Here is a 21,830-nt window from a genome sequence, read left to right on the forward strand (position 1 = left end):
CGTGTTTAATCTACTTTATAGCGTTTAAATATTAAAGAGGTGTTAATACCACCAAACGCAAAGTTATTACTCATCACGTAATCGGTATTAATCTCACGCCCTTGATGCCTTATGTAATCAAGCTGAGCACATTCGTCATCAACGTTATCTAAATTAATTGTTGGTGCAAACCAGTTATCAGCCATCATATTAATACTTGCCCATGCTTCTATTGCACCACAAGCACCTAATGTATGCCCCAAATAACTTTTTAACGAGCTAATAGGTTTGCTGCCCAATGCTTTAAACGTTGCGTGAGACTCGGCAATATCACCTTTATCTGTTGATGTACCATGCGCATTAACGTAACCAATTTTTTCTGGTTCTAAATTGGCATCTTGCAGTGCCATTTCTATCGCTAGTTGCATTGTTTTTGATGTTGGTTGAGTAACGTGCTGTCCATCAGAATTACAACCAAAACCAACCACCTCAGCTAATATTGTTGCTCCGCGCGCTTTTGCATGTTCGTATTCTTCTAAAATAAGTGTACCCGCGCCTTCGCCTATCACTAAGCCATCGCGATTTTTATCAAAAGGTCTTGGTGTTTGTTTTGGTGTTTCATTTTTTGTAGATGTTGCATAAAGCGTATCAAATACTGCAGCCTCTGTGATGCATAATTCCTCTGCTCCACCAGCCACCATTATTTTTTGTCGGCCAAACTTAATCGCTTCATAGGCGTAGCCTATTCCTTGAGATCCCGATGTACAAGCAGAGCTTGTTGTTATAACACGCCCTTTTAAACCAAAAAACACACCCACATTTACAGGGGCAGTATGCGCCATCATTTTAATGTAACTCGTTGCTGTTACACCTGACATCGACCCCGTTTCCATCATATTTGCAAAGGCGAGTAATGGCGCAGTAGAGCCAGTAGATGAGCCATATGCTATGCCCGTAGAGCCATCTGTTAGACTGTCGTGCTCGAGTAGTTTGGCTTGTTCAAGTGCGCACTCAGTAGCACGAGTTGACATAAGTGACACTCGCCCCATTGAACGGATTTGTTTACGTTTATAATGACTTGGTCGCTCAAAGTGTTTAACTGGCGCGGCTAAACGAGTATTGAGATCGTCGGCTATATCCCACTCTGGCATAGTAACAACAGCATTTTCGCCTTTAATTAAGGCTTGTTTAAATTCAGACCAATCATCGCCCAATGCAGTGACCACAGACATGCCTGTTACAACAACGCGTTTAATCAAACCATGCCACCATTAACCGAAATCACTTGGCGTGTTATGTAAGCTGCATCATCAGACATTAAGAAAGCGACTGTGCCTGCGACTTCTTTAACGCTCCCCATGCGCTTTAGGGGTATCATTTTCATCATTTCATCAATAGGTAATTCATCAGTCATCGCGGTTTCTATTAAACCAGGTGCCACACAATTAACTGTAATTTTGCGTTTTGCCAATTCTAATGCAAGTGCTTTAGTGGCCCCAATAATACCGGCTTTTGCTGCACTATAATTTACTTGCCCTCGGTTACCTGCAATACCCGATACAGACGACATTGTAATTATGCGCCCACCTTTACGGCTTTGTACCATAGGCATTACAGTTGGGTGTACTACATTATAAAACCCATCAAGGCCTGTACGTATTACACAATCCCAGTCTTCCCCTTGCATAGCAGGAAATGCCATATCGTTAGTAATACCTGCATTACACACCACGCCGTAATAAGCGCCATGCTGAGCTATATCTTCTATTATTTGTGTTTTGGCCTGCTCTCTGTCACATACATCAAATTGTAATAAACTGGTGGCTCTACCTAATGCATTAATTTCATCGCATGTTGCTTGAGCTTGCTCAACACCTGCTCTGCAATGTACTGTAATATCAAACCCTTGCTCAGCAAGTTTTAACGCAATAGCTTTACCAATGCCACGGCTTGAACCCGTAACTAAAATTCTTTTTGTCATTGATTTTCTCTTATAAATTCCAACGGGTTTTCAGGCTGAAATACATTAATTTTTGCTTGGCAAAGTAGAGTTTCACACGCGAGTATTTGGCATTCAAATACACTTAAACCTGACTCTTCTTGATATAGTTTTTTCACTTCAATAGTCAACTTACTGCCGTTTTTAAAACCCGGTTGATAAGTTTGATATTTTCGAGTGCCAATTAAAAAACCAATTTTTACAGGTTTATTTTCATCATTCGCCAACGCACCAGCATAAGCGGCAATAGACTGCGCCATGTACTCAACACCAATATAGCTAGGTACGCCATTAATCGCAGGACTAAAAAAAGGGCTTTGCTCAGTTATAGTAACTCCGCACTGAGCTTCATCTTCGCTGTATGTCAAAAGGCTATCTATTAAAATCATTGGCGCATCATGCGGGACTACTTGCTCTATAAGGTAATTAGTCAACGTTAACTCCCAATATTAAGCTGGCATTATTACCGCCAAACGCAAATGAATTAGATAAACAGTATTTAAGAGCGGGCTTAAACGCTTGTTTTATTATTTTTATATCAGCCAAATCACTGCCTTCTTTAATCACGTTATATGGCAGCATATGTTGGCCGCTGTCTTTTAATAATAACCAACATATACCGGCTTCAATAGCGCCTGCAGCACCAAGGGTATGCCCTGTTAAATGCTTACTAGAGCTAAGCGGGGTATTGTTGCCAAACACGCGATTAATTGCAAGTGCTTCCATTTCGTCATTTTTTACAGTAGCCGTACCGTGAGCGTTAATATAATCAATATCACCACAGGATAACTTTGCACTTTTTAGTGCTTTTTCCATTGAGGCTTGGGCGCCCACCCCATTAGGATCGGGGGCTGACATATGATGCGCATCTGAACTTTCGCCACTGCCTAGTAACATAACGCCGTTATTTGTTATTGGCATATTTTTAGTCATTACAAATAAAGCGGCCCCTTCACCAATATTAATGCCGTCTCTGGTGCTAGAAAAAGGCTGGCATAAACCCAAGCTTAATGAAGCGAGCGAATCAAAGCCATTAATTGTTAATTGGCACAAACTATCCGCACCACCACAAATTACCACATCGGCTAAATCAGCATTTAGCAAAGCTCGGGCGCTAATTAACGCTTTGCTACTCGACGTGCACGCAGTAGAAATACTGTAACAAGGCCCTAGAGCCCCTATTTTATGTGCAATGTAATGAGCGGGTGTAGCTAACTCTTGATCACTGTAACTAAAGTCATCAGGCCAGAGTTTTGTACTTTCATAGCTTTTACGCGCTCTTTCACCATCATGAATACCTGATGTACTAGTACCCATTACAATTGCGATACGCGACTTATCAATATGCGAAAGTTTATCTAAGGTTGGCTTAATCTGCTCTAAAGCTAGATCAATAAATGTATTGATACGTTTATTATTTGATAAAGCAATAGACTGAACTTGCCCAACATAAAGCGGAGTTTGCTCAGCACTTAAACTTTTATTTAAAGTTAATAAAGGAGTTGCAGGGTTATATTTATTTAAGCTTGTTGTGGTTGCATCTTGGCCTATGCCCATCGCGCTCACAATGCCTAAATCATTCAGCCAATATGTCACTGTTCTACCTTTTTAAATGTTATTTGATACTGATGTAAAATATTGTTCAACGTTGTCGACTCACCACTATAGTCAATGGTGATAAATGTACCCTCATCGTTAAATACTTCCCGATTAGAGCCAACCTGCTCTATTAAAGCACCCTCTAACTGCTTTTGTAAAAATGCTACTGGCCAATGTACTAATGCAATATCCGCCAAGATATAATGAGGGTCTATCCCTTCTACCGCCAGCATATTTCGTGTTTTTACCGGGCCATTTAAAGGTTTTTCAAGCTCCATAATTGGAAAGCCTTGTACTGTCATTAACAATAACTTAATTGCACCTTTGTCATTTATAGCTAATTGGGCAAATACAGTATGTGTTTTTTGCTGATTTGTAATATACAAAACATGCTGCCAAGACTTATCAAACATTTGTGCTGGCACGCTATTAATATTTAATTGAATATTAGGTGATAGATACACTCTATTTTTAGATGCTGTAAAACTCGTACAGGCGCTCAACACAGCAAATATGAATACACTACACACCGCATACTTAATTAATTTTGACATAACTGAGCCAAGACATTTAAACGGCGTTCACTTTGTGCAACAAATGGGTTATTTGTATCCCATGAGTAGCCCGCTAAAATAGCACTAATCATTTCTCGTACCTGAGTATTTTGCTCAGAGTAAAATATCACATCCTGAAAACGCGTATCGTACCATCCTGTTACAAATGTTCTAAAACAATCAACTCCAGCTTGTAATGGCTGTGCGTAGTGAGTGTCAAAATCGACGACTTCATTTTTTAAATAGCAATCAACAAGTGGAGCAATTAAATTTGCAGATTTAAGTGCAATTGTTACACCTGATGAAAATACCGGATCTAAAAATTCCCCCGCATTACCTAATAAAGCAAAGTGCTTACCATATAACTTACTCACATTTGCCGAGTAGCCTTTAATATTTTTTGCTGGAGTTAATAACTCTCGTTGTGCTAACAGTGTTTTTAAATAAGGATCTTGCTCTATAAATTGATTTAGTAAATCGCTAGATTCGTCGTTATTAAAACGCTCTGACTGCGCCACCACCCCAATACTCGCAGTACCATCACTAAAGGGAATAAGCCAATACCACACATCAGAATATTGAGGGTGCACGGTAATCAAAATTTTATTACGATCGAAGCTTGAATCACTAATATTGTCTTTAAAATGACTAAAATAAGCGCTGCGAACAGGAAAGCTAGAGGGAAGTTCTAAATCTAACAATTTTGGTAATACACGCCCAAAGCCACTTGCGTCCAATACAAATCGGGCATTAACGCGGTAAGCTTGTTGCTGCTCATTGTGTACCACTAATGATGCACCATTTGGCTCATCACAGTAGTCAACCACGGTGTGCTTATATCTGATCTCTACGCCTTGTCCTTGTGCTTTGTCTGCTAATAATTTGTCAAAGTCAGCTCTTTTCACTTGATACGTAGTGCCTGGGCCTTTAGTAAATTTTTCGGTAAAGTTTATAGTCGTATTTTGCCCTGCCCGATGAAAAGCAGCGCCATCTTTAAACTGAAAACCTAAAGTCGCTGCATTGTCATGCAGTATATCGATTAAGCCCGCCTCTTCTAAGAACGCCATACATTGCGGCAGTAAGCTTTCACCAATTGAAAAACGTGGAAACGCCTGCTGTTCAAGTACCAGTACCCGCCATCCTTTTTGAACTAAAAGACTACTAGCCAATGCACCAGAAGGCCCAGCGCCAATAACAACAACATCGTACTGCTCAAGGTTATTCAAATTATTATTCCTTTTGAGGCTTTAAAACACTCAGCGGTGATAAAAAGTAAATAGCTAAAATCCCTACCATTACACTCAGCCCAAAGCTAAAAATAGCGGGTGTATCAGATGCACTCAACATGCCAAATACCCACATTGATGACGCAGCCGATAAGCTAATCGCTAACACATTTTTGGGCTCTAACTTATTTATTTGATAAAAAACGAGGTAATCAATTGCTAAGGCAATAACAAGTAACGCACCGAGTAAATTAAATAACGACAAGCTACCTTGAATCGCATTACATACCCAAAGCATGCTCAACACCACAACAGATAAAATGGTCACCTGCAGCAGCGCTATCCTAATCGTAAATCGCCAACTAAAAAGCAGCCAACTAATAAAACCCGCAAGCACTAGGCTTAATAGTAAATATTCACGGTAATCACTTAATAAAGCACTAATTTGTTTAGGTTTATTATAAAGGTAAATTCCATTGTTTTTTTCAACCTCATTAATTAGTTGATCAGATGAAATACCCGAAATAGACACCCACGTTATCGATTGTTCTGACTCAACAACCATTTGGGAAAGTAATAATGGTTTAAATGCACTCGTGGCGAGTGTTTCATAAGTGAGTAACGGTGATTTTGTGCTTTCTAGTGCTTGCCCTGTAATGCGCTCTGCAATATCCAAAATCCCTTTGTTTTTAGCCTGTTTAAACAAGGCTTGGTTATCGCTCTGCTTTTGTAAACTAGGCAACCAATGGCTAATGCTATTATGTTTAAAATTAGGGTTTAGTTGCGTTAAGCGTTTTAAAAATTGTTCTTGCTTTTGTAAAAGCACTTCGTCGCTATCTGCAAACATAAAAACAATTTGGCTATTCCATTGCCCAAGTAATAACAAATGCTTTTTTTCGTTTAGCATTAAATGTTCGGAGCTTGCATTTAATAGCTTTACATCATCATTAAAGCTAATAGGTTTTATTAAAAATAACGCACTTATAAGGACTAATAACGTAATGAGTATTGGTTTTTTTAAACTATTGCAGTATAAAAAAACCTTAATGAGCTTTTGACTCATCAATAAACTCGAAGGCGATAATGTGAGTGTAGATTGCCACAATGGCAAAACTAAAACTGTAAATAGCCAAGCACTCACTAAACCCGCAATAACAAACACGCCAACTTGAGATAATAACGTTAGTGGCGCACCTAGTAAGCAGCAATAACCCAACGTAGTCGTAATAAGAGACAGTAAAAGCGCAGATTGAGTCCCTTTGCTGTAGCCTTTTTCATGCTCTTTTTTGGCTAAGTCAGTCATACCATGAAATGCATAATCAATGGCAATACCAATCAAGGTAACTGCAAAAACAAGCGTTAATAAATGAATAGTCTTAAACAGCAACACCATAGCGATAGCGCCGCCAATAAGTGCACTCAGTACGGTAAAGCTTGCTAATAAAATACTGTTTAAACGCCTAAACACCCAAAATACCATAGCAATAAGGGCTAATAAGCTAATGCCACCAAACAGGCTCATCTCGTATTTAGCTTGTTTAGCATTTTCAGCCGTATGAAATAGCACACCAGAGTAAGTAATGCTTAAATCAGGGTAGGTTTTATTAAGTATATTGATCTGTTTAATTATCGAGCCAGCTAAATCAATTGATTTATTAACCCCTAAATTTTCAGGCGCTAAGTTTGCCAAAATGACACGGTATTCAACGCCTTTTAAACGTCGAGTTAAACGACCTTGTTCAAGCGTAAACAATTGGCTTTGTTTTAAGTTATCTTCTATAAATGCCGCTAAGCTCAAACTTGTATCTTTGCTTAAGGTAGCACTTACAAATGGGTTGCCTAACTGATTTAATTGCTCAAGGTAATAATGTTCAAACGTTGTTTTTTTGCTTAATGTTTGCTTGTAAGTATCACTTAATAACGCATGTTTGAAAGGTGAGAATGTTTGCGCTAAATCGTTAACGGACGGAAAGTTAAATGTGCTTTTAATTGCATTATCGTCGAGCCATTTTTGGAAATCATCAAATGCTTTATTTTTATTATTTCCTGCAAACGAGAACATAATACGGTTAGCATTTTGCTGAAAAAAAACATCTTCCGCATGTGCAATTTGGGAGTGCGACTTTGGCAATAAGCTAAACATATCGGCGCTAAACGTTGGTTTAGACAGCCAAAAAGCTGCAGCAAAAAGTAAAATTAAACTGCTAAACCACCCTACAATAACGGTAATTCGTTTTGTCACTGCACTATTCCCTTAATTAACCACTGCATTATTTAAAAACATAATTTTATTTGGAATAAGTAAACTCAATTTTTGTGTTATTTCCTGAGTGCTCATTTAGTGTAATACTGCTCACTTGCTTAGCAGTTTCACATAAAATAAAATCACTAAATAATTGCTTTAGCATAGCTTCTTTTGGTATTAACTGTGTGCAACTGTCTTGCATTTTAGCAATGTCAAAACGTGTTTCCAGAGCACTCATATTTACGCTAAGTAAGTCACTCAGTAATCCTACAAATTGCTCGCTACCGGGTTGTGGTATTAACTCACCATTGGCATTTTGTGCAAGCACTTTGCCGTTTTCTATTATGAGCATACTCTCAACAGGCATTTTCACTTGCCAAATGAGCTTTTCATCAATTAACGAAAAAACACCCGACGAAATAAAAGGCTTAGCAAATCCATTAAATTGCTTATATTGCTTAAACTCACCTTTAATAGCTGCTGCATTTACTACTGTGCAAAACAGTAAAAAGCTAATGGCTATGCTTAATGTAAAACATTTTAAAAAATTCATTTAATCGCCTATAAAATAAAAATTTAATTCAAAACCGCTTTTAACTTATTAAATAAAATAGCGGGTGATTCAAATTGCATTTCTTTGGAGCTAACCTCAACCGCAACTTGCGTGGTTGAGGCTTTAGTAAGGCGCTTATTAGTTAGCGAGTCAGTGATTACGTAATCAATCCGTAGTCTATTCTCGTATTCTTTTAAGTAAGCCGCTACTTTAATTTTTTGAGTAAATACTGCTGAGGCAACATACTTTATTTGCATATCAACAATTGGCCACGCGTAGCCCGATTCATGCATTTGCGGGTAATCATAATCAAATAAACGCAGTAACTCGCAGCGCGCTACTTCTAAATAACGTGGGTAATTTCCATGCCATACAACATTCATTGGGTCGCAGTCATGAAATGGAATTTCAATTTCTACCACATGCGTTAATAATGCACCTTTACTATTCATACAACGCCCAACGTTTAGTTTGAATATACCCTATTGTTTGCCTTAGCACGGCTTCCATTGGTCTATCCTCAGTGAGGTTTTCAAAGTAATCAGTTATATCGGTATACATGTTTTGCATATCTTGCGTTAAAGTCGAAAACTCAAGATCGCCTTGTTTTATACGCAATCTAACACCTTGAATACTTGCTAATAACGTACTTGCTAACACTTGTTCTGTTAGCTGTAAAATACGTAAACAATCGCGAGACGCAATAGTTCCCATACTCACTTTATCTTGATTATGACACTCCGTAGAGCGAGAAAAAACGCTGGCCGGCATGGTTAGCTTTAATGCTTCAGCAGTGTAAGCACTACAGCCAATTTGAACAGCCTTAAAGCCATGATTAATATAACGGCGCTCTGGTGCACTATCAGACAAGTTTGAAGGTAGCCCATTGTTGTACTTAGTATCAACCAAAGACGCGATTTGTCTGTCGGCTAAATCAGCAAGATTTGCAACGGCTGTTTTCATGCTATCCATTGCCATTGCAATGTGGCCTCCGTAAAAATGCCCGCCGTGCAATACATGCTCACCTTGGCCGTCAATTATTGGGTTATCGTTTACTGAGTTAAGCTCGTTTTCTATCATGTGCCTAAAAAACGGCAGACTATCTTGCAGCACACCAATAACATGGGGTGCACAACGGATTGAATACCTATCTTGAAGTCTGTCTGCATTACGAGGGTGATCGTGATGGTTTAAATCTTCTCTTATCCAACGAGCAATTTGTTGCTGCCCAGGATGTGGCTTAACTGAAAATAATATCTCATCAAAATGATGGCTATTTCCTTTAAGCGCTAAGCTTGATAATGCAGTAATACGGCTTGCCAGTTTAGCTAAGTAATTAGCCCTATCAAACGCTAAACACGCTAATGCAGTCATTACCGCTGTGCCATTCATAACCGCAAGACCTTCTTTTGGCCTTAGTGTTAGTGGCTCTAAGCCAACTTCTTTCATAACTTCAGCACTGTTACGTACTTGGTCTTTGTAAAACACGTCACGCTCGCCTACCATCGCACCTGCAACGTAAGATAACGGTGTTAAATCGCCACTGGCACCTACTGACCCTTCTTGTGGGATCACAGGCACTATATCGTTATTTAAGTAATCTTTAAGTAGGTGCAGCATTTCCCAGCTAATACCAGAGTAGCCCTGTGAAAGTGATGTTAAACGGGTCGCTAAAATTGCACGCCCTTGCACTTTATTAAATACATCCCCGAGTCCACAGCCATGAAAACGAGTTAAATGCAGAGGTAATTCATCAACTAAATCAAGGGGTACAGCCACCGTTACAGAATCACCGTAACCAGTAGTAACGCCGTAAATCACGCCATCTTCTTTTAAAAGTGTGTCTAAAAAACGCAAAGCGCTATTAATTTTAACGCTAAAAGTTTCACAGCTATTTAATTGCACTTGTGTTTCATTAAAGGCAACTCGAACAATATCTTCAATTGATAATCGCTGATTGCCAAAAAGCTGTATATTTTGTTCAGTCACACTTGTTCTCCATTGATTGATCGCGCACTACCTGCTGATCACTTTTCCAAAAATCGTAAAAATTAAACCACTGATAAGGATATAAAGCTGCGTAATAACTCAAACGCTGTGCATAGTCAGTAATAATAAGTGTTAGCGCCTGCTGTCGCTCTCGTCGAGGCATTTTTAATGACTGGCTGTAATGTTCAAATATCACTTGATACTTTTTGCTTTTTTTATCTTTTAAACAAAACAAAAAGTAAACAGGGCAATCAAGCAGCGCGGCTAATATAAAAGGCCCCTGTGAAAATGGGGCATTTTTGCCTAAAAACGGTACCTGTACCGACCGAGAAGCCGTTGTTGTGCTTGTTCTGTCACCAACAATAACGATTATTTCTCCCTGCTCTACTTTTTCTTTTAGTAAAATAGCTAAGTCAGGCCCCATATCAGTCACTTGTATTAAATTAACCGACACATCTGGGTTAATCTTTTTAAGCATTTTATTAAATTCAACAGCGTGATGGGTAAACACCAGTACATTTATTTTTTTACTGCTGCGGTGCTGGCTAAGTGCCCTGCACACCTCTAAATTACCCAAGTGAGAACCTATAAAAATAGCCCCTTGGTTTTGCTCATCTAACTCAGCAAATAAATGCTCATTAGTGTATTTAATATCACGTTGGGTTATTCGCCCAAGCCAAGCATCAATTTTATCTAATGCGCTATCTGCAAAACTACAAAAGTGCGTTAATTGCATTTTAAACGTAACAGGTTGCTTCCTGCCTTGGTAAACATTAACTTGCTTTAAAAACGCTTTAGAAGCTACACGCGCTACTTTTCCTGTTAAAAAAAGATAAAAAACGACAGGAAACAAAACAATCCACAGCCCTTTTCTACTCAGTAATTTATGAGCAAGTAACAGTATTTGAATACCTAAAAAATTACCACGTTCTTGCATTTTAGACCAGTGCTTAGCTGCCATAACGCCTCTTTAATTTATGCCAAATTAACACCGGAGAGCGAATCAACATTCCAAAAAATAAGCGAGTGTGCAACCACGAAATACGCACGTTATCGTGTAATGGCTGAAAATGAGAAAGCCCATTTTCGGGGTAAATTACTTGGCTAGGTAAAAATACAAAAGGCACATTGCGCCAATATAAACGCACTAAAATTTCGGGGTCAAAATCCATGCGTTTTCCAAGCGATACCTCATCAATTAGCTTTGTACTTTGCTCAAGCGGATACACTCTAAAGCCACACATTGAATCTACAATTGTAAAACTTAACGTTTCAATCCATACCCAAATATGCGTTAAATAACGTGCTAAATAACGGTGTTTAGGCACTGAATCGTCATATATTGGGCAACAGCTTATAAGCGCTTTAGGCTGAGCGTTTGAAAGCGCTATTAGTTTTTTAATATCAGATAAGTCATGCTGCCCATCTGCATCAATCTGTATCGCATGCGAAAAACCTAGCTTATGTGCCTGCTTTAAGCCTGTTTGTACCGCGCCGCCTTTGCCTTGATTATCGTCGTGGGCAACTACACTCAACTGCGCGTGTTTTGCATCGAGCTTACTGAACACATTTTTAGCTTCGGCGTTGCTTGCGTCATCAACCATAATAATAGGAAGATTAAATGACGATAATTGGCTCAGTACATCATCAATAACCGTAACGTGATTATAATTTGGGATAACAATACAAAAGTTATTCATTTATCAGGCTATCAAAAACAACACGGCCAGATGCATGCTGTCCTTTGTTTGAATTATACGAAAAGGTATATTTATTCTCTGCTTTTTGCTCAAGTAATAATTCGATTGTTATACCTGGGGTAATCACTACCTGGAACTTTAACACTTCAACATTTTTAACAGGTTGCTGAACACTATAATATTTACAAATTGCAGCCACAGCCCAGTCTAATTGCACAACACCTGCGAGTATTGGGCCATCCGTAAAATGTCCTTTGAAATAATCTAAATCATGAGGAACTAGTAAGCTTAATTTATACTTTTGCTCTGCATTTTCACAAGACAGTAAATCAGGCTGTGTTTTAGTCAACTTTTGCAAAAAGACTCTCCAATGCTTTTAAATTTAACTTTGCCTGTGAGTTGTATGGTAATTGATCTACAAAACGCCACTTTTTAGGGATACAAATTCGCTCAAAGCGCGCTAATGCATGCGCTTTTAATAAATTATTTGTAGCTAACTTACCGTCACCATTAAAAAACATCTGCCCTTTATGCGTAAGTACAACTATGGCGCCTACAATTAATCGCTCACCAGGCAAGGCGATTACTTTAGCTTCACTTACCCACTCACTAGTACACAAATGTTGTTCTAGCTCATCTAAACTTAATCGTTTTTCTTCTAACTTTATAATTCGATCGAATCGGCCTAGTAATCTAAATTGACCATTTTTAAGCACTTCGCCTCTATCATCTAAAGGGTAATTTTTATCGCGAACAAGCGGCGAGTTTAAAATTAAACGCTGATCGTCTAAAGCCCGTACTTTAATACCCGAGAATGGCTGCCAAAGGCTAACCTTTTCAAGTGAAGTAACTTGTCGATATGCAATACCACCAGTTTCGGTACTACCAAAAACTTGTGTGACTGGTTTATTTAATTGCGTAAACAACGATACAGCATCTTCGTTTAATAACGGACCACCTGATGAAAAAATCCATTGTAAATGAGACTTATCATCCACTAAAACATTATCAATACATAACCGCTTTAACTGTGCAGGGCTTGAAACAAAGACTACTTTTTTAAATAACTTGAGCTTTTTAGCTACATGTTCTGGGTAGTGCAGTAGTTCTGTATTAACAACCTTTCCTGCGCGCAATGGCCACAATAATCTAAACAATAAGCCGTATATGTGCTGATGCGAAACACTCGCTATAAAAATAGGATTATCAATCAGTGCATAGCTATTAATTAATGTACTTAATTCTTTATTTATTACCTGCCACGTTTTTACAATTGGCTTGGCTTTACCCGACGAGCCTGACGTGTAAAAAACAATTGTGCCTTCTTGAGGCCATTTAATTGTTTCAATAGATACAAAGTGAGGTTGATTGACTAGGGTGCCAATATCTAAAAAATCAGCCTCTAAATCGGCTACTAATTCAGACTCACCAATAAAAAAAGGTGTTTGTTTAAGCAAGGAGTTTAACGTTGCAGGTTGCCCATTAGGCGGCAAAATCACTGTGTTTCCGTGTAGTGCCAAAGCAAATAAGTACACGGCAAATTTGTAAGTGTCTGTGGTGTATAAAACAACTGATGATTTAGCGTTTAACGTTGATAGTTTAGCTAAAACTTCGTTTATATCACTAACAAACTGACGCTCCGAAATATCATTATCAGTATGATTAAAGCACGTTCTTATCGCATTACTTTGAAAAGCATTAAACACCGGCGTTCCTTTTTACTTTTTGTCTGACTAGCCATTCTATGGCAAACAATGTGCCCATAGCTAAGTAAGCAATAAAACCATTATAAAAAGCCCATGTTTCTAGGCTACTAAAAATACTGGTGTATAGGGCAATACCACCGTTAAATACAAAAAAAACACACCACACTAGCGTTACTTTTTTTGTATAAATTACACCGTTTTCATCAAGTGAGGGCTCAGTGATACGCGCAAAGGTTTCAATAATAGAAGGCCCTTTATACAAAGAATACGCAAACACAATTAACATAACTAAATTAATGATTACGGGGTACAAGCGCAGCCCTAAGTCGCTATCCATTACCTTGGAAATCACAATAGTAATGGCTGCTAAAAATGTAGCTGGCTTTAACCACGGCATTTTATCAAACAAGGCTCTGCTTAACCAAAGTCTAACCCCGAGTATAAATAGCAGTAATACTGTAATAAACTGACTATTAAAACGCGTAAGGCCTACGTACACAATAAGAGGGTAGCAAGCCAAACAAATCATAATTAACGTTGTTAAAACTGCTTTTAACATAGTATTAGTTAACTAACTTTTCTATTTCGGTAACTATGTCTTGCACTGTGCGCACCAGCTTAAAGGCATCTGGCTCAATTTTTTTACCTGTGATTTCTCTTAATTTCACAACTAAGTCAACTGCATCAATGCTGTCTAAATCAAGATCTTGGTACAGGTTAGCCTCTAAGCTAATATCTTCTGGGTCTATTTCAAATTCGTTCTCTAAAATGCCGTGTAATACATCATAAATTTCAGCAGCGGTTTTCATCTTTCTTCCTACTTTTATATATTAAGAACGTGCTTGTTCAATAAATTTTGCTAAAGAATTAACTGAGGCAAAGTGCGCTTTAGTTTGCTCTGAGTTTGCATCTATTTTCACATCAAATTGTTTTTTTATCGCAAGGCCAAGCTCTAATGCATCTATGCTGTCTAGCCCTAGGCCATCTACAAATAAAGCGTCATCATCTTGAATGTCAGCAGTGGTCATGTCTTCAAGATCAAGGCTTGAGATAATCAGTTGTTTTATTTGTTCTTTTAATTCGCTCATATATTTTTTAGCTCTTGTGTAAAGTAATGTTGTAAATCTTTAGTCAATTGGCGTGATTGCATCGCTGGCATATCGTGGTCGTAAGTTGCACAATTAAACTGCTGGCTTGCGAGCCTCATTGTAAAATGCGCCTGATATGGCGCGACCTTATACCAAGGTGTACCTTTGGTTAAAGTGTTTGGTTTCATTTTAATTAAAAAAGTAGTAATGGGCGCATGACATCTAATTGCAATATTTGCAGCGCCCCGCTTAAACTTTAATGTTTTGTGAGGCTCTGTCCGTGTACCTTCAGGAAATACAATTAAGTTATTACCCTTTTGCAAACTGCGCTCACACTCTCGTAATAGCTCATGTGGATCGTCATTACTTATGTAGCCGGTGCTTTTAATAACGCCGCGCATAAAAGGATTTTTAAATAAATGCGCCTTTACAACGCAATCAGCATTTTTTACTACCGAAATTAAAACAACAACATCAATCAAAGAAGGATGGTTTGCCAATAGTAGCTGCCCTTTTAAGCCTTCAATTTTTGCTTTATCTTCAACATGAAATCGAATAACGCCCGTTAAATGCATTAAACCAACAAATAACTTAAAGCTGTAATGTACTGTTTTTCGAGCCTTGATTTTTTGCTTAACTGAGTCACTTTGAAATAGGCGCTGAGCAGGAAAAATAACAAAAGCTAATACTAAACCACCCATTCCAAAAACTGAAAAGCAAAATGCAGTAGCAATAATCCGCCAAATCAACCCACATAACCTTTGTACATTTTTAAGCATGGTATGTAAGCTGCCAATCGTGCTCAAGCGTGTTATGAACAAGTAATGTATTGCTGCGCTCATGCAAAGCTTTAGCGCATTGAATACTCATTGGTAAGTCGCTTTCGCCCACGCCCGAGTTAAATACTTTGTTTAAACTAAAATGCGGTTCGCCTTTTTGCGGCGCTCTAATTATTAAGCCAATTGAGTGTGCTATTTGCTGTTCATCGGCATACTGAGCGTAAATATCGGGGAGAGTCTCATCCGTATGAACTATTAACATGTGTTGCTGATCGTTATCAGCAAGTCTTACAAAGCCATCTACTAGTGCATAAATAAAACTTTCGGCTCCTGCAGCAATAGCATTTGTAGCACTTGTATTACCCTGTATTATCCCAAAAAGTCCCGATGCGGCATTATGCACACTTAACCCAAAACCAGTGGGCGACAGTGGCTGATCATTAACTACATCAACAAGTAAGTTGGACGTTTTGTGAAAATCGCCGTGGCGAGAAGAAAAAACACTCGGTAAATTAACGTAGTTACCTTGAGTACTTACTTGATGAGCACTAAAGAGTGCCATTTTGATAAAGGAAGTCATTCGGCGTCGCTGCATAGCAGGTACCCAACTAAGATTTAATACAGAGGAATCAAACCAATTACTCTCTTTTATTTGTCGCTGTTCGGGCTTTATCCATATAGCGAGTTCTTCAACAACAAATTTCACAGCTCTGCATATTTTATAAGATATAAGGGATGGAATTTTACCGATTTTAGCAATAGAAGTAAATAATCATTAACAAAAGGCACTGAACTAACGAGTTGTTCAGTGCCTGCTCATATTATTATGAAAGTAGAGCTATATCATTCTGCTTTAAACACTTAGCTGTACCGCCAACAACATCGTTATTATTTAACTCATTAATTAACACTTCGCCTTGAGCTTGCTGCTCATCACTAAGCGGTAAGTACGGTAATCTAAATACGGGGTTTACTGCACCTGTCATCATCATGGCGGTATTAATAGCAATCGGATTTGGCTCGCAGAACAACCAGTTCATTAATGGTTGTAATGAGGTATTTAACTCATCATTTTTAGTATCCATTAACTGACGGAACAAACCAGGAATAAGGTTAGATGTAACCGAAATAACACCGTGCGCTTTATGTGTGTGGCGCGCATCATGGCTTTCGTCATCGTTACCCGACCAACATGCAATACCTTGCTGCTCATAATGGGCTATGCGTTCATTGCCGCCACACTCTTTAACACCAATAAAATGCTCGTGCTGTGCCAGTGGCTCAATAATATCAGGTGTTAGGTCTTGACCTGTGCGCCCTGCTACGTTGTAAATAAAGGCAGGTCCAATATCTAACACACGCTTAAAGTGCTCTTTAACACCCGCAATTGACGTACGCCCGTAGTACGGGTTAATTTGCAGTGCTGCATCCATACCGCTGGCAAAGCCATACTTAGTTGCTTTAATAGCTTCACGGGTGTTGTTACTACCGGTATTACCAACAATAACCAGTTTGTCGCCATACTTGTTTGCACTGTGCGCTATAAGCATTAAATGCTCTTCCCAGTTCATTAACTGGCCTTCGCCTGTTGTGCCACCGACTACAATGCCATCAACGCCCGCTGCAATTTGTATTTCTACGAGTTCATCGTACTTTGCGAGATCTATTTCACCGTTTGCTAAGTATGGCGTTTTAATAGCTGTAATAAGGCTTGCTTGTTTAATTTTCTCTAGGGTGCGCATAAAAAATCATTATTTATAAAACTTGCGCTATTTGTAACATAATTGCGGGTACTTTTGGAGGTGTAAGCCTACATTTAATTATAAAATCTCTTGTATTATTAGGTTTGGTAATACAAAATGAATAACTGTATATATAAACAGTATTTTATTTTTAACGATACCAGAGGCTTTATGCGTTTATCTGACTACTTAGCAACTCATTTTTATAACACCGATGAACTGTGCCAAGCATTAAATATAGATGCAGATACACTTTTAGCTTGGCAAGAGCGAAGTGTTTTCCCAAAACCAAGTTACTGTATTAAAAGCCAACTTAGCTGCAGCTCATATTCAGGCTTGTATGAATGCGAAGAGTATGACGACTATTACCCGCGCGGCTGTGTTAATTGGGGGCAGGGTCTTTTAAAACAAAAAATAGAATCATCAAGCCACGCTTTTAATTATTTTGCACAGCAATATACTGCAAGCCTAACTAAGCTCGCTCAGCAAGGATTTACGTTTAGCGAAGAGCTATTTGGCTGTGAAATAGACGAGCACTTACAGCAAGTTTGGCAACAGTTTTTATGCAGTAAGTACGGTGTACTTACTCAGAATGGTTTAATAGACGAAATAGTCTCGGTAGATATTGGCAGACTATTAGTTGACGACATTACAGAACTGCGCAGTAAAGCGAGCTTAAACCAAGAAGAAAGAGCACAACTACACCCCGCCATGAAGCTTTTAAACAAAGCGTTAGGGCATGGCGCCGATCATGAAAAACAACACACTTTGCGCACCCGATACATAGATGCGCTTATTTTAAAATACGATTTATCTATTAAATAGCGTTTAAATTTACTTTGATAAAAACGTAGTGCTAACAGACCCTAAGTCTTCGTAACTAACCGTGGTTAACTGATCTGTATTAAGCTCAACAACACCACAATATGAGCCTGTTATAAACACTTGCCCAGTTTTTAAATTAATTCCCTTTGCTGATAAGTAATTAACTGCCCAATAAAGTGGAAGCTGCGCAAGTTCTGCAGGATGCACACCTGCCAAGTTTAACTCCAGCTCAGTTTGCTTAACGTTAATATTTACAGTATTTGCGTTATACGCTTTGGCTTTATCTATTTGTGGGCCTAAATACACACCTTGGTTAGATAAACCATCGGCCAGCTTTTCAATGTGAGTACTTGGAGTGCCTTCATCAAACCTTTTTTGAATAAGCTCAAGTGCTAAATGGGCGCTGGCAAATGCAGTATCTACGTCTTCATTTGTATAGGTTTTATTACTTGGTAAATCGCTTTGTAAAATAAATGCAATTTCTGGTTCTATCAGCGCTTTGTTATTTGTTGTATACAGTGGGCAATTTTCAGCTTGTTTTATAGGTGCATGTAAAAGAGGCGCTAATATAATTGAGCCATCATCTAAAGGCAGCATACACTTCCAGCCATATACAGTTTGATCATTTAAATAAATCATCAACTTTTGTACTTCTATCGCATCGTCAGTCGTGTCTAGTACTAACTCTTTAGGAAAGTTTGAACGCGCTGGGTTTTCTTCTCTTTGTGCTAATAAGTGAGTAGCAATTAGTTTTAGCTGTATTGAGTTGTTCACATAAATCTCTTTAAAATACGTTACTGGTTAAGCAGTAAATAGGAAGGATTACATTATTAATGTATTAGATTAAGCATTAGAACATCATGTTAAATGCCTATAATTAAAATTGTATTTAAAACAAAGCGTGGTAATTATTTAAGTATCAATAGATTTGAGCGATCGTAAAAACAGCCCTAAGCCGCCAAACGCTAAAATTATAATAACAATCAAATCAAACGACGTCATAGTTCGCATACTAAATCGAACACTCGATATAACGCCAAATATGAGTGCGGTTAACGAGCCAAGAGATAGCACCCAGCCTAAAATATTTTTAGAATTATAAAAAATCAGACCCACACCAAAAATAAATGGGATCATAACCATGCCGCCTGTAACGCCAAAGCCACCTAAAGCATTAACACTATAAATGCTTGAACTTAGTCCAAAATTAGAGGTTACCGAAATTGCGTTTAGCAGCATATAAAAGCCACCGCACATCATAATTAAACCAATAAAAAAATGCCCAATACCACCAGAGCTTCCACCAGCGCCTTTCATTATTAATTATTCCTTTTGTATTTTTAGCTTAATTGTTTTAAATGGTAATTGCTCGACTATTAACATTGACCGCAGCCTACATAATCAATCTGTGCACCCGCGAAAACACTTATCGCGTAATTACATGCCAAATAACATAAAACCAAGATAAAAAACCGTGCAAAATAGCCCATAACACAGACTCATTAGCACTCCATGAAATAGCAATTGCTAGGGCCGTACCGAAGGATACTCCATATTTTACTATCTCATTTCTTGAGTTTCTCATTAATTACATTCCTAATTTTTAACTTATACCAATCTGCTTATATATGGGGTCTATTTAACGTTAAGAAAATTACGCTAGAACTAGGCAAAATTTTTTATATCTAGTTGTTCTAAATAAAAAATTTTTAACGACGTTATAGTGCAATTTAATTCGTTAAATTGATCAAAGATTTATGCAGGTTGGTATTATTAGCTACTTGATTTGCTTACTAAAACCGAAAGCCCTTTACCATCAATGTTGATACTTGCTTCTTTGCCTAGCTCAACAACTAAAGAGGGAGCCATGTGTTTTCCACCTAGCTTCAGGTCAGTTGCTAAACTAACAGTAGAATCATCAATTGGCGTTACTATAAGAGCAAAACTATACGAACTATCAACTGAAACTGATGCCTCTTCATTTGAGTTTACAACTAAAGTAGGTGAGCCAATTAGGTTTTTATTATCATAAAATTTGGCGTTCACTACAAAACTATCATTTGCTTGTGCAAATGAAACAAAGCCTAACAACGCTATAATTGCGATTAATTTTTTCATTATTATTTCCATATAAATTGCTACAGCTTAAAGCTATTAAGGTTTTTTGGCTGTGAGTTTCAGCTAGTGATTGATGTTATATCGATCACTATACTTTTCATGACTAAGGCATTTAACAGTGCCCATGAGTGTTTCTATATTTACACCAGAGTACTTTAATGTAAACAACAAATTAAATGTGTTCTTTATTTGGGTGGGTTGTTATACCAAAACGACTTTTAATAAAGATTTAAACCTCTTTTGATTTCGTCGCCTACACATTAACAAAAAAGAGTCCTGGTAGGTTTCATTGATATTGGGGAAGTTGAGTATTTAAGTAGGTTGGAGTGTAAGAATAAAAGGTGATGTAAGTTGACAGCACCTGTTTGGGTATTTACTTTACAATATGTAATTTAGCTAAGTATTTTAATACATACAATAATAGGCACTATAAAAAGAATTTAACCAATTGATTTATATACATCAATACTACTATTGGTCAAAAGCCCAGTAACTTGCGTACCAAACGCTTTAAAGTGTGGCTCGTTTTTATGCGCTTCAAAGTGCTCATCAGACGCCCATTGTTCGCTAACTACATAGTCTGTATGTTCATCATCACTTTTTACCGATAATTCATAACGTAAGCACCCTACTTCTTGGCGCGATGACTTTTGTAAGTTTTCAAGTGCTGTAAGCATGACATCTGCATCAATATTCTTGCACGACAGTGCAGCTATAACCGTTAACATGTGTATTCCTTTTTAAAAGCTAAGGTGTAGATGATCTACACCTTAGAATATTTAGTTTAACTTTGCGTTTGAGGTAAGTTTACTGATCCCACTGCGGCGCAAATTCTGGTGTTGCTTGGCGGTCGCCGCAATCAAGACCATCAATACGGGCTATGTCTTCATCATCTAATTTAACGTGATCGTTAAAGTTATCTTCTAAGTTTTTACGCTTAGTTGATGATGGAATTGTCGTCATGCCATTAGCGTTTACCCATGCTAGAACAACTTGTGCTGGACTAGCATCGTGCTTTTTAGCAATGTCGATAATGGTTTGATCTTTAAGTACTTTACCTACTACAAATGGCATGTATGCTGTTACATGAATGTCGTGCTGAGCACAGAATGCACGCAATTTAGTATTAGTTAAGTACGGGTGAACCTCAACCTGATTGGTAAATATTTCACGCGAGTCGAGCGTTTGCTGAGCCAAGTTTAAATTTGCAATGGTGAAGTTTGATACACCAATGTGTTTAGTTAAACCAAGCTGCTTAGCTTTTAGTAATTCAGTAAGGTATTCACTCATTGGCTCGTCGTTAGCAGGCGATGGCCAATGAATTAGCAGTAAGTCGACCGAATCAACTTGTAGCTTTTCAAGTGACTTTTTAACGCTTGGGATAAAGTCACTTTTATTTAATTTGTTATTCCACACTTTGGTAGTTAAGAATATTTCACTGCGCGGAATATTACTATCTTTTATGGCTTGGCCTACTTGCTCTTCGTTGCCATAAATTTGTGCGGTATCAATATGGCGAAACCCAACTTCGAGCGCCATTTTTACTGAGTTATAGGCAGTGTCGCCCTCTAAACGGAATGTTCCCATACCTAAATCTGGCATTTCAATTACACGTTGTGTCATGGCTCTATCCTTATAAAATAATCGGTTAAAAACAAGCTCTTCTAAAGCTTTACGAAATACACCTTTTACTTCTTATTACAACTGTCACTTAAAAATTAATGACCT

26 protein-coding genes are annotated in these 21,830 nt (G+C 38.1%); 1 reads left to right on the forward strand and 25 read right to left on the reverse strand.

From position 1 onward, the window contains the following. Positions 1-5 precede the first annotated feature (5 nt). The 20 genes from BW142_RS09890 to dapA form a co-directional block, all read right to left on the reverse strand. On the reverse strand, positions 6-1,235 hold the full coding sequence (locus BW142_RS09890; RefSeq protein ID WP_076924789.1) for a beta-ketoacyl-ACP synthase: 1,230 nt from the start codon (positions 1,233-1,235) through the stop codon (positions 6-8). Then, positions 1,235-1,960: a 3-oxoacyl-ACP reductase FabG gene (gene fabG / locus BW142_RS09895; protein ID WP_076924766.1), complete on the reverse strand. Its 726-nt coding sequence runs from the start codon at positions 1,958-1,960 to the stop codon at positions 1,235-1,237. The genes BW142_RS09890 and fabG overlap by 1 nt, the downstream gene beginning before the upstream one ends. After that, on the reverse strand, positions 1,957-2,412 hold the full coding sequence (locus BW142_RS09900) for a hotdog family protein (RefSeq protein WP_024606155.1): 456 nt from the start codon (positions 2,410-2,412) through the stop codon (positions 1,957-1,959). The genes fabG and BW142_RS09900 overlap by 4 nt, the downstream gene beginning before the upstream one ends. Continuing rightward, positions 2,405-3,574: a beta-ketoacyl-ACP synthase gene (locus tag BW142_RS09905; protein WP_076924767.1), complete on the reverse strand. Its 1,170-nt coding sequence runs from the start codon at positions 3,572-3,574 to the stop codon at positions 2,405-2,407. The genes BW142_RS09900 and BW142_RS09905 overlap by 8 nt, the downstream gene beginning before the upstream one ends. Further along, positions 3,571-4,131: a DUF3261 domain-containing protein gene (locus BW142_RS09910; RefSeq protein ID WP_076924768.1), complete on the reverse strand. Its 561-nt coding sequence runs from the start codon at positions 4,129-4,131 to the stop codon at positions 3,571-3,573. Before BW142_RS09910 ends, BW142_RS09905 begins: the two co-directional genes overlap by 4 nt. Next, positions 4,119-5,357, reverse strand: coding sequence for an NAD(P)/FAD-dependent oxidoreductase (locus BW142_RS09915; RefSeq protein WP_076924769.1), 1,239 nt, complete (start codon positions 5,355-5,357; stop codon positions 4,119-4,121). The genes BW142_RS09910 and BW142_RS09915 overlap by 13 nt, the downstream gene beginning before the upstream one ends. A 4-nt stretch (positions 5,358-5,361) precedes the next feature. Continuing rightward, positions 5,362-7,599 carry a transporter gene (locus BW142_RS09920; RefSeq protein ID WP_076924770.1) on the reverse strand — a complete coding sequence of 746 codons (2,238 nt, stop codon included), beginning with the start codon at positions 7,597-7,599 and terminating at the stop codon, positions 5,362-5,364. Positions 7,600-7,645: 46 nt separating this feature from the next. Continuing rightward, on the reverse strand, positions 7,646-8,155 hold the full coding sequence (locus tag BW142_RS09925; RefSeq protein ID WP_076924771.1) for an outer membrane lipoprotein carrier protein LolA: 510 nt from the start codon (positions 8,153-8,155) through the stop codon (positions 7,646-7,648). A 23-nt stretch (positions 8,156-8,178) separates the two neighbouring features. Beyond that, positions 8,179-8,607 carry an acyl-CoA thioesterase gene (locus tag BW142_RS09930; RefSeq protein WP_007580812.1) on the reverse strand — a complete coding sequence of 143 codons (429 nt, stop codon included), beginning with the start codon at positions 8,605-8,607 and terminating at the stop codon, positions 8,179-8,181. Then, positions 8,600-10,144, reverse strand: a complete 1,545-nt coding sequence (locus BW142_RS09935; RefSeq protein WP_076924772.1) for an aromatic amino acid ammonia-lyase — start codon at positions 10,142-10,144, stop codon at positions 8,600-8,602. The genes BW142_RS09930 and BW142_RS09935 overlap by 8 nt, the downstream gene beginning before the upstream one ends. After that, positions 10,137-11,105, reverse strand: coding sequence for an acyltransferase (locus BW142_RS09940; protein ID WP_076924773.1), 969 nt, complete (start codon positions 11,103-11,105; stop codon positions 10,137-10,139). The genes BW142_RS09935 and BW142_RS09940 overlap by 8 nt, the downstream gene beginning before the upstream one ends. Continuing rightward, positions 11,095-11,844, reverse strand: coding sequence for a glycosyltransferase family 2 protein (locus BW142_RS09945; protein WP_076924774.1), 750 nt, complete (start codon positions 11,842-11,844; stop codon positions 11,095-11,097). The genes BW142_RS09940 and BW142_RS09945 overlap by 11 nt, the downstream gene beginning before the upstream one ends. Continuing rightward, the gene (locus BW142_RS09950; protein WP_083707572.1) at positions 11,837-12,202 is read right to left on the reverse strand and encodes a thioester dehydrase; all 366 of its coding nucleotides are present in this window, start codon (positions 12,200-12,202) and stop codon (positions 11,837-11,839) included. Before BW142_RS09950 ends, BW142_RS09945 begins: the two co-directional genes overlap by 8 nt. Beyond that, positions 12,186-13,550 carry an AMP-binding protein gene (locus BW142_RS09955; protein WP_076924776.1) on the reverse strand — a complete coding sequence of 455 codons (1,365 nt, stop codon included), beginning with the start codon at positions 13,548-13,550 and terminating at the stop codon, positions 12,186-12,188. Before BW142_RS09955 ends, BW142_RS09950 begins: the two co-directional genes overlap by 17 nt. Next, the gene (locus BW142_RS09960) at positions 13,543-14,109 is read right to left on the reverse strand and encodes a hypothetical protein (RefSeq protein WP_024606145.1); all 567 of its coding nucleotides are present in this window, start codon (positions 14,107-14,109) and stop codon (positions 13,543-13,545) included. The genes BW142_RS09955 and BW142_RS09960 overlap by 8 nt, the downstream gene beginning before the upstream one ends. Before the next feature lie 4 nt (positions 14,110-14,113). Next, complete coding sequence (locus BW142_RS09965; protein ID WP_002958648.1) at positions 14,114-14,359, reverse strand: acyl carrier protein; 246 nt, start codon at positions 14,357-14,359, stop codon at positions 14,114-14,116. A 21-nt stretch (positions 14,360-14,380) separates the two neighbouring features. Then, positions 14,381-14,638, reverse strand: coding sequence for a phosphopantetheine-binding protein (locus BW142_RS09970; RefSeq protein ID WP_002958649.1), 258 nt, complete (start codon positions 14,636-14,638; stop codon positions 14,381-14,383). Next, the gene (locus tag BW142_RS09975) at positions 14,635-15,417 is read right to left on the reverse strand and encodes a lysophospholipid acyltransferase family protein (RefSeq protein ID WP_076924777.1); all 783 of its coding nucleotides are present in this window, start codon (positions 15,415-15,417) and stop codon (positions 14,635-14,637) included. The genes BW142_RS09970 and BW142_RS09975 overlap by 4 nt, the downstream gene beginning before the upstream one ends. Further along, positions 15,410-16,123, reverse strand: coding sequence for a beta-ketoacyl synthase chain length factor (locus BW142_RS09980; RefSeq protein ID WP_171972323.1), 714 nt, complete (start codon positions 16,121-16,123; stop codon positions 15,410-15,412). The genes BW142_RS09975 and BW142_RS09980 overlap by 8 nt, the downstream gene beginning before the upstream one ends. A gap of 118 nt (positions 16,124-16,241) precedes the next feature. Next, a complete protein-coding gene (gene dapA / locus BW142_RS09985) occupies positions 16,242-17,159 on the reverse strand; it encodes a 4-hydroxy-tetrahydrodipicolinate synthase (RefSeq protein ID WP_024599906.1) in 918 nt (305 codons plus the stop codon). A 171-nt stretch (positions 17,160-17,330) separates the two neighbouring features. On the opposite strand from dapA, the gene BW142_RS09990 reads away from it, so the two are divergent. Further along, positions 17,331-17,984, forward strand: a complete 654-nt coding sequence (locus BW142_RS09990; RefSeq protein WP_024599905.1) for a DUF6058 family natural product biosynthesis protein — start codon at positions 17,331-17,333, stop codon at positions 17,982-17,984. A gap of 9 nt (positions 17,985-17,993) precedes the next feature. Here BW142_RS09990 and BW142_RS09995 read toward each other — a convergent pair whose 3' ends face one another. The 5 genes from BW142_RS09995 to dkgB all read right to left on the reverse strand — a co-directional run bounded on the left by BW142_RS09995 (position 17,994) and on the right by dkgB (position 21,725). Continuing rightward, entirely contained in the window at positions 17,994-18,758 is a 765-nt protein-coding gene (locus tag BW142_RS09995) for a 2-keto-4-pentenoate hydratase (protein WP_076924778.1), read from the reverse strand. Between the two features lie 138 nt (positions 18,759-18,896). Then, positions 18,897-19,301 (reverse strand): hypothetical protein, encoded by a 405-nt coding sequence (locus BW142_RS10000; protein ID WP_076924779.1) that lies wholly within the window; start codon positions 19,299-19,301, stop codon positions 18,897-18,899. Positions 19,302-19,757: 456 nt separating this feature from the next. After that, positions 19,758-20,102 (reverse strand): hypothetical protein, encoded by a 345-nt coding sequence (locus tag BW142_RS10005; protein WP_076924780.1) that lies wholly within the window; start codon positions 20,100-20,102, stop codon positions 19,758-19,760. A gap of 440 nt (positions 20,103-20,542) precedes the next feature. Beyond that, complete coding sequence (locus BW142_RS10010; RefSeq protein ID WP_002958660.1) at positions 20,543-20,830, reverse strand: putative quinol monooxygenase; 288 nt, start codon at positions 20,828-20,830, stop codon at positions 20,543-20,545. 79 nt (positions 20,831-20,909) lie between these two features. Next, entirely contained in the window at positions 20,910-21,725 is an 816-nt protein-coding gene (dkgB, locus tag BW142_RS10015) for a 2,5-didehydrogluconate reductase DkgB (RefSeq protein WP_076924781.1), read from the reverse strand. Positions 21,726-21,830 lie beyond the last annotated feature (105 nt).

The sequence above is a fragment of the Pseudoalteromonas sp. EB27 genome (genome assembly GCF_001974875.1).
Classification (GTDB): domain Bacteria; phylum Pseudomonadota; class Gammaproteobacteria; order Enterobacterales; family Alteromonadaceae; genus Pseudoalteromonas.

Excerpts from the sequence above, each read along its gene's own strand:
- BW142_RS09960 (WP_024606145.1), bottom strand. The coding sequence starts at position 14,109 with ATGTTAAAAGCAGTTTTAACAACGTTAATTATGATTTGTTTGGCTTGC.
- BW142_RS09910 (WP_076924768.1), bottom strand. The coding sequence starts at position 4,131 with ATGTCAAAATTAATTAAGTATGCGGTGTGTAGTGTATTCATATTTGCT.
- BW142_RS10005 (WP_076924780.1), bottom strand. The coding sequence starts at position 20,102 with ATGAAAAAATTAATCGCAATTATAGCGTTGTTAGGCTTTGTTTCATTT.
- dapA (WP_024599906.1), bottom strand. The coding sequence starts at position 17,159 with ATGCGCACCCTAGAGAAAATTAAACAAGCAAGCCTTATTACAGCTATT.
- dkgB (WP_076924781.1), bottom strand. The coding sequence starts at position 21,725 with ATGACACAACGTGTAATTGAAATGCCAGATTTAGGTATGGGAACATTC.
- BW142_RS10000 (WP_076924779.1), bottom strand. The coding sequence starts at position 19,301 with ATGAAAGGCGCTGGTGGAAGCTCTGGTGGTATTGGGCATTTTTTTATT.
- BW142_RS09975 (WP_076924777.1), bottom strand. The coding sequence starts at position 15,417 with ATGCTTAAAAATGTACAAAGGTTATGTGGGTTGATTTGGCGGATTATT.
- BW142_RS09940 (WP_076924773.1), bottom strand. The coding sequence starts at position 11,105 with ATGGCAGCTAAGCACTGGTCTAAAATGCAAGAACGTGGTAATTTTTTA.
- BW142_RS09945 (WP_076924774.1), bottom strand. The coding sequence starts at position 11,844 with ATGAATAACTTTTGTATTGTTATCCCAAATTATAATCACGTTACGGTT.
- fabG (WP_076924766.1), bottom strand. The coding sequence starts at position 1,960 with ATGACAAAAAGAATTTTAGTTACGGGTTCAAGCCGTGGCATTGGTAAA.
- BW142_RS10010 (WP_002958660.1), bottom strand. The coding sequence starts at position 20,830 with ATGTTAACGGTTATAGCTGCACTGTCGTGCAAGAATATTGATGCAGAT.
- BW142_RS09970 (WP_002958649.1), bottom strand. The coding sequence starts at position 14,638 with ATGAGCGAATTAAAAGAACAAATAAAACAACTGATTATCTCAAGCCTT.
- BW142_RS09930 (WP_007580812.1), bottom strand. The coding sequence starts at position 8,607 with ATGAATAGTAAAGGTGCATTATTAACGCATGTGGTAGAAATTGAAATT.
- BW142_RS09990 (WP_024599905.1), top strand. The coding sequence starts at position 17,331 with ATGCGTTTATCTGACTACTTAGCAACTCATTTTTATAACACCGATGAA.
- BW142_RS09925 (WP_076924771.1), bottom strand. The coding sequence starts at position 8,155 with ATGAATTTTTTAAAATGTTTTACATTAAGCATAGCCATTAGCTTTTTA.
- BW142_RS09965 (WP_002958648.1), bottom strand. The coding sequence starts at position 14,359 with ATGAAAACCGCTGCTGAAATTTATGATGTATTACACGGCATTTTAGAG.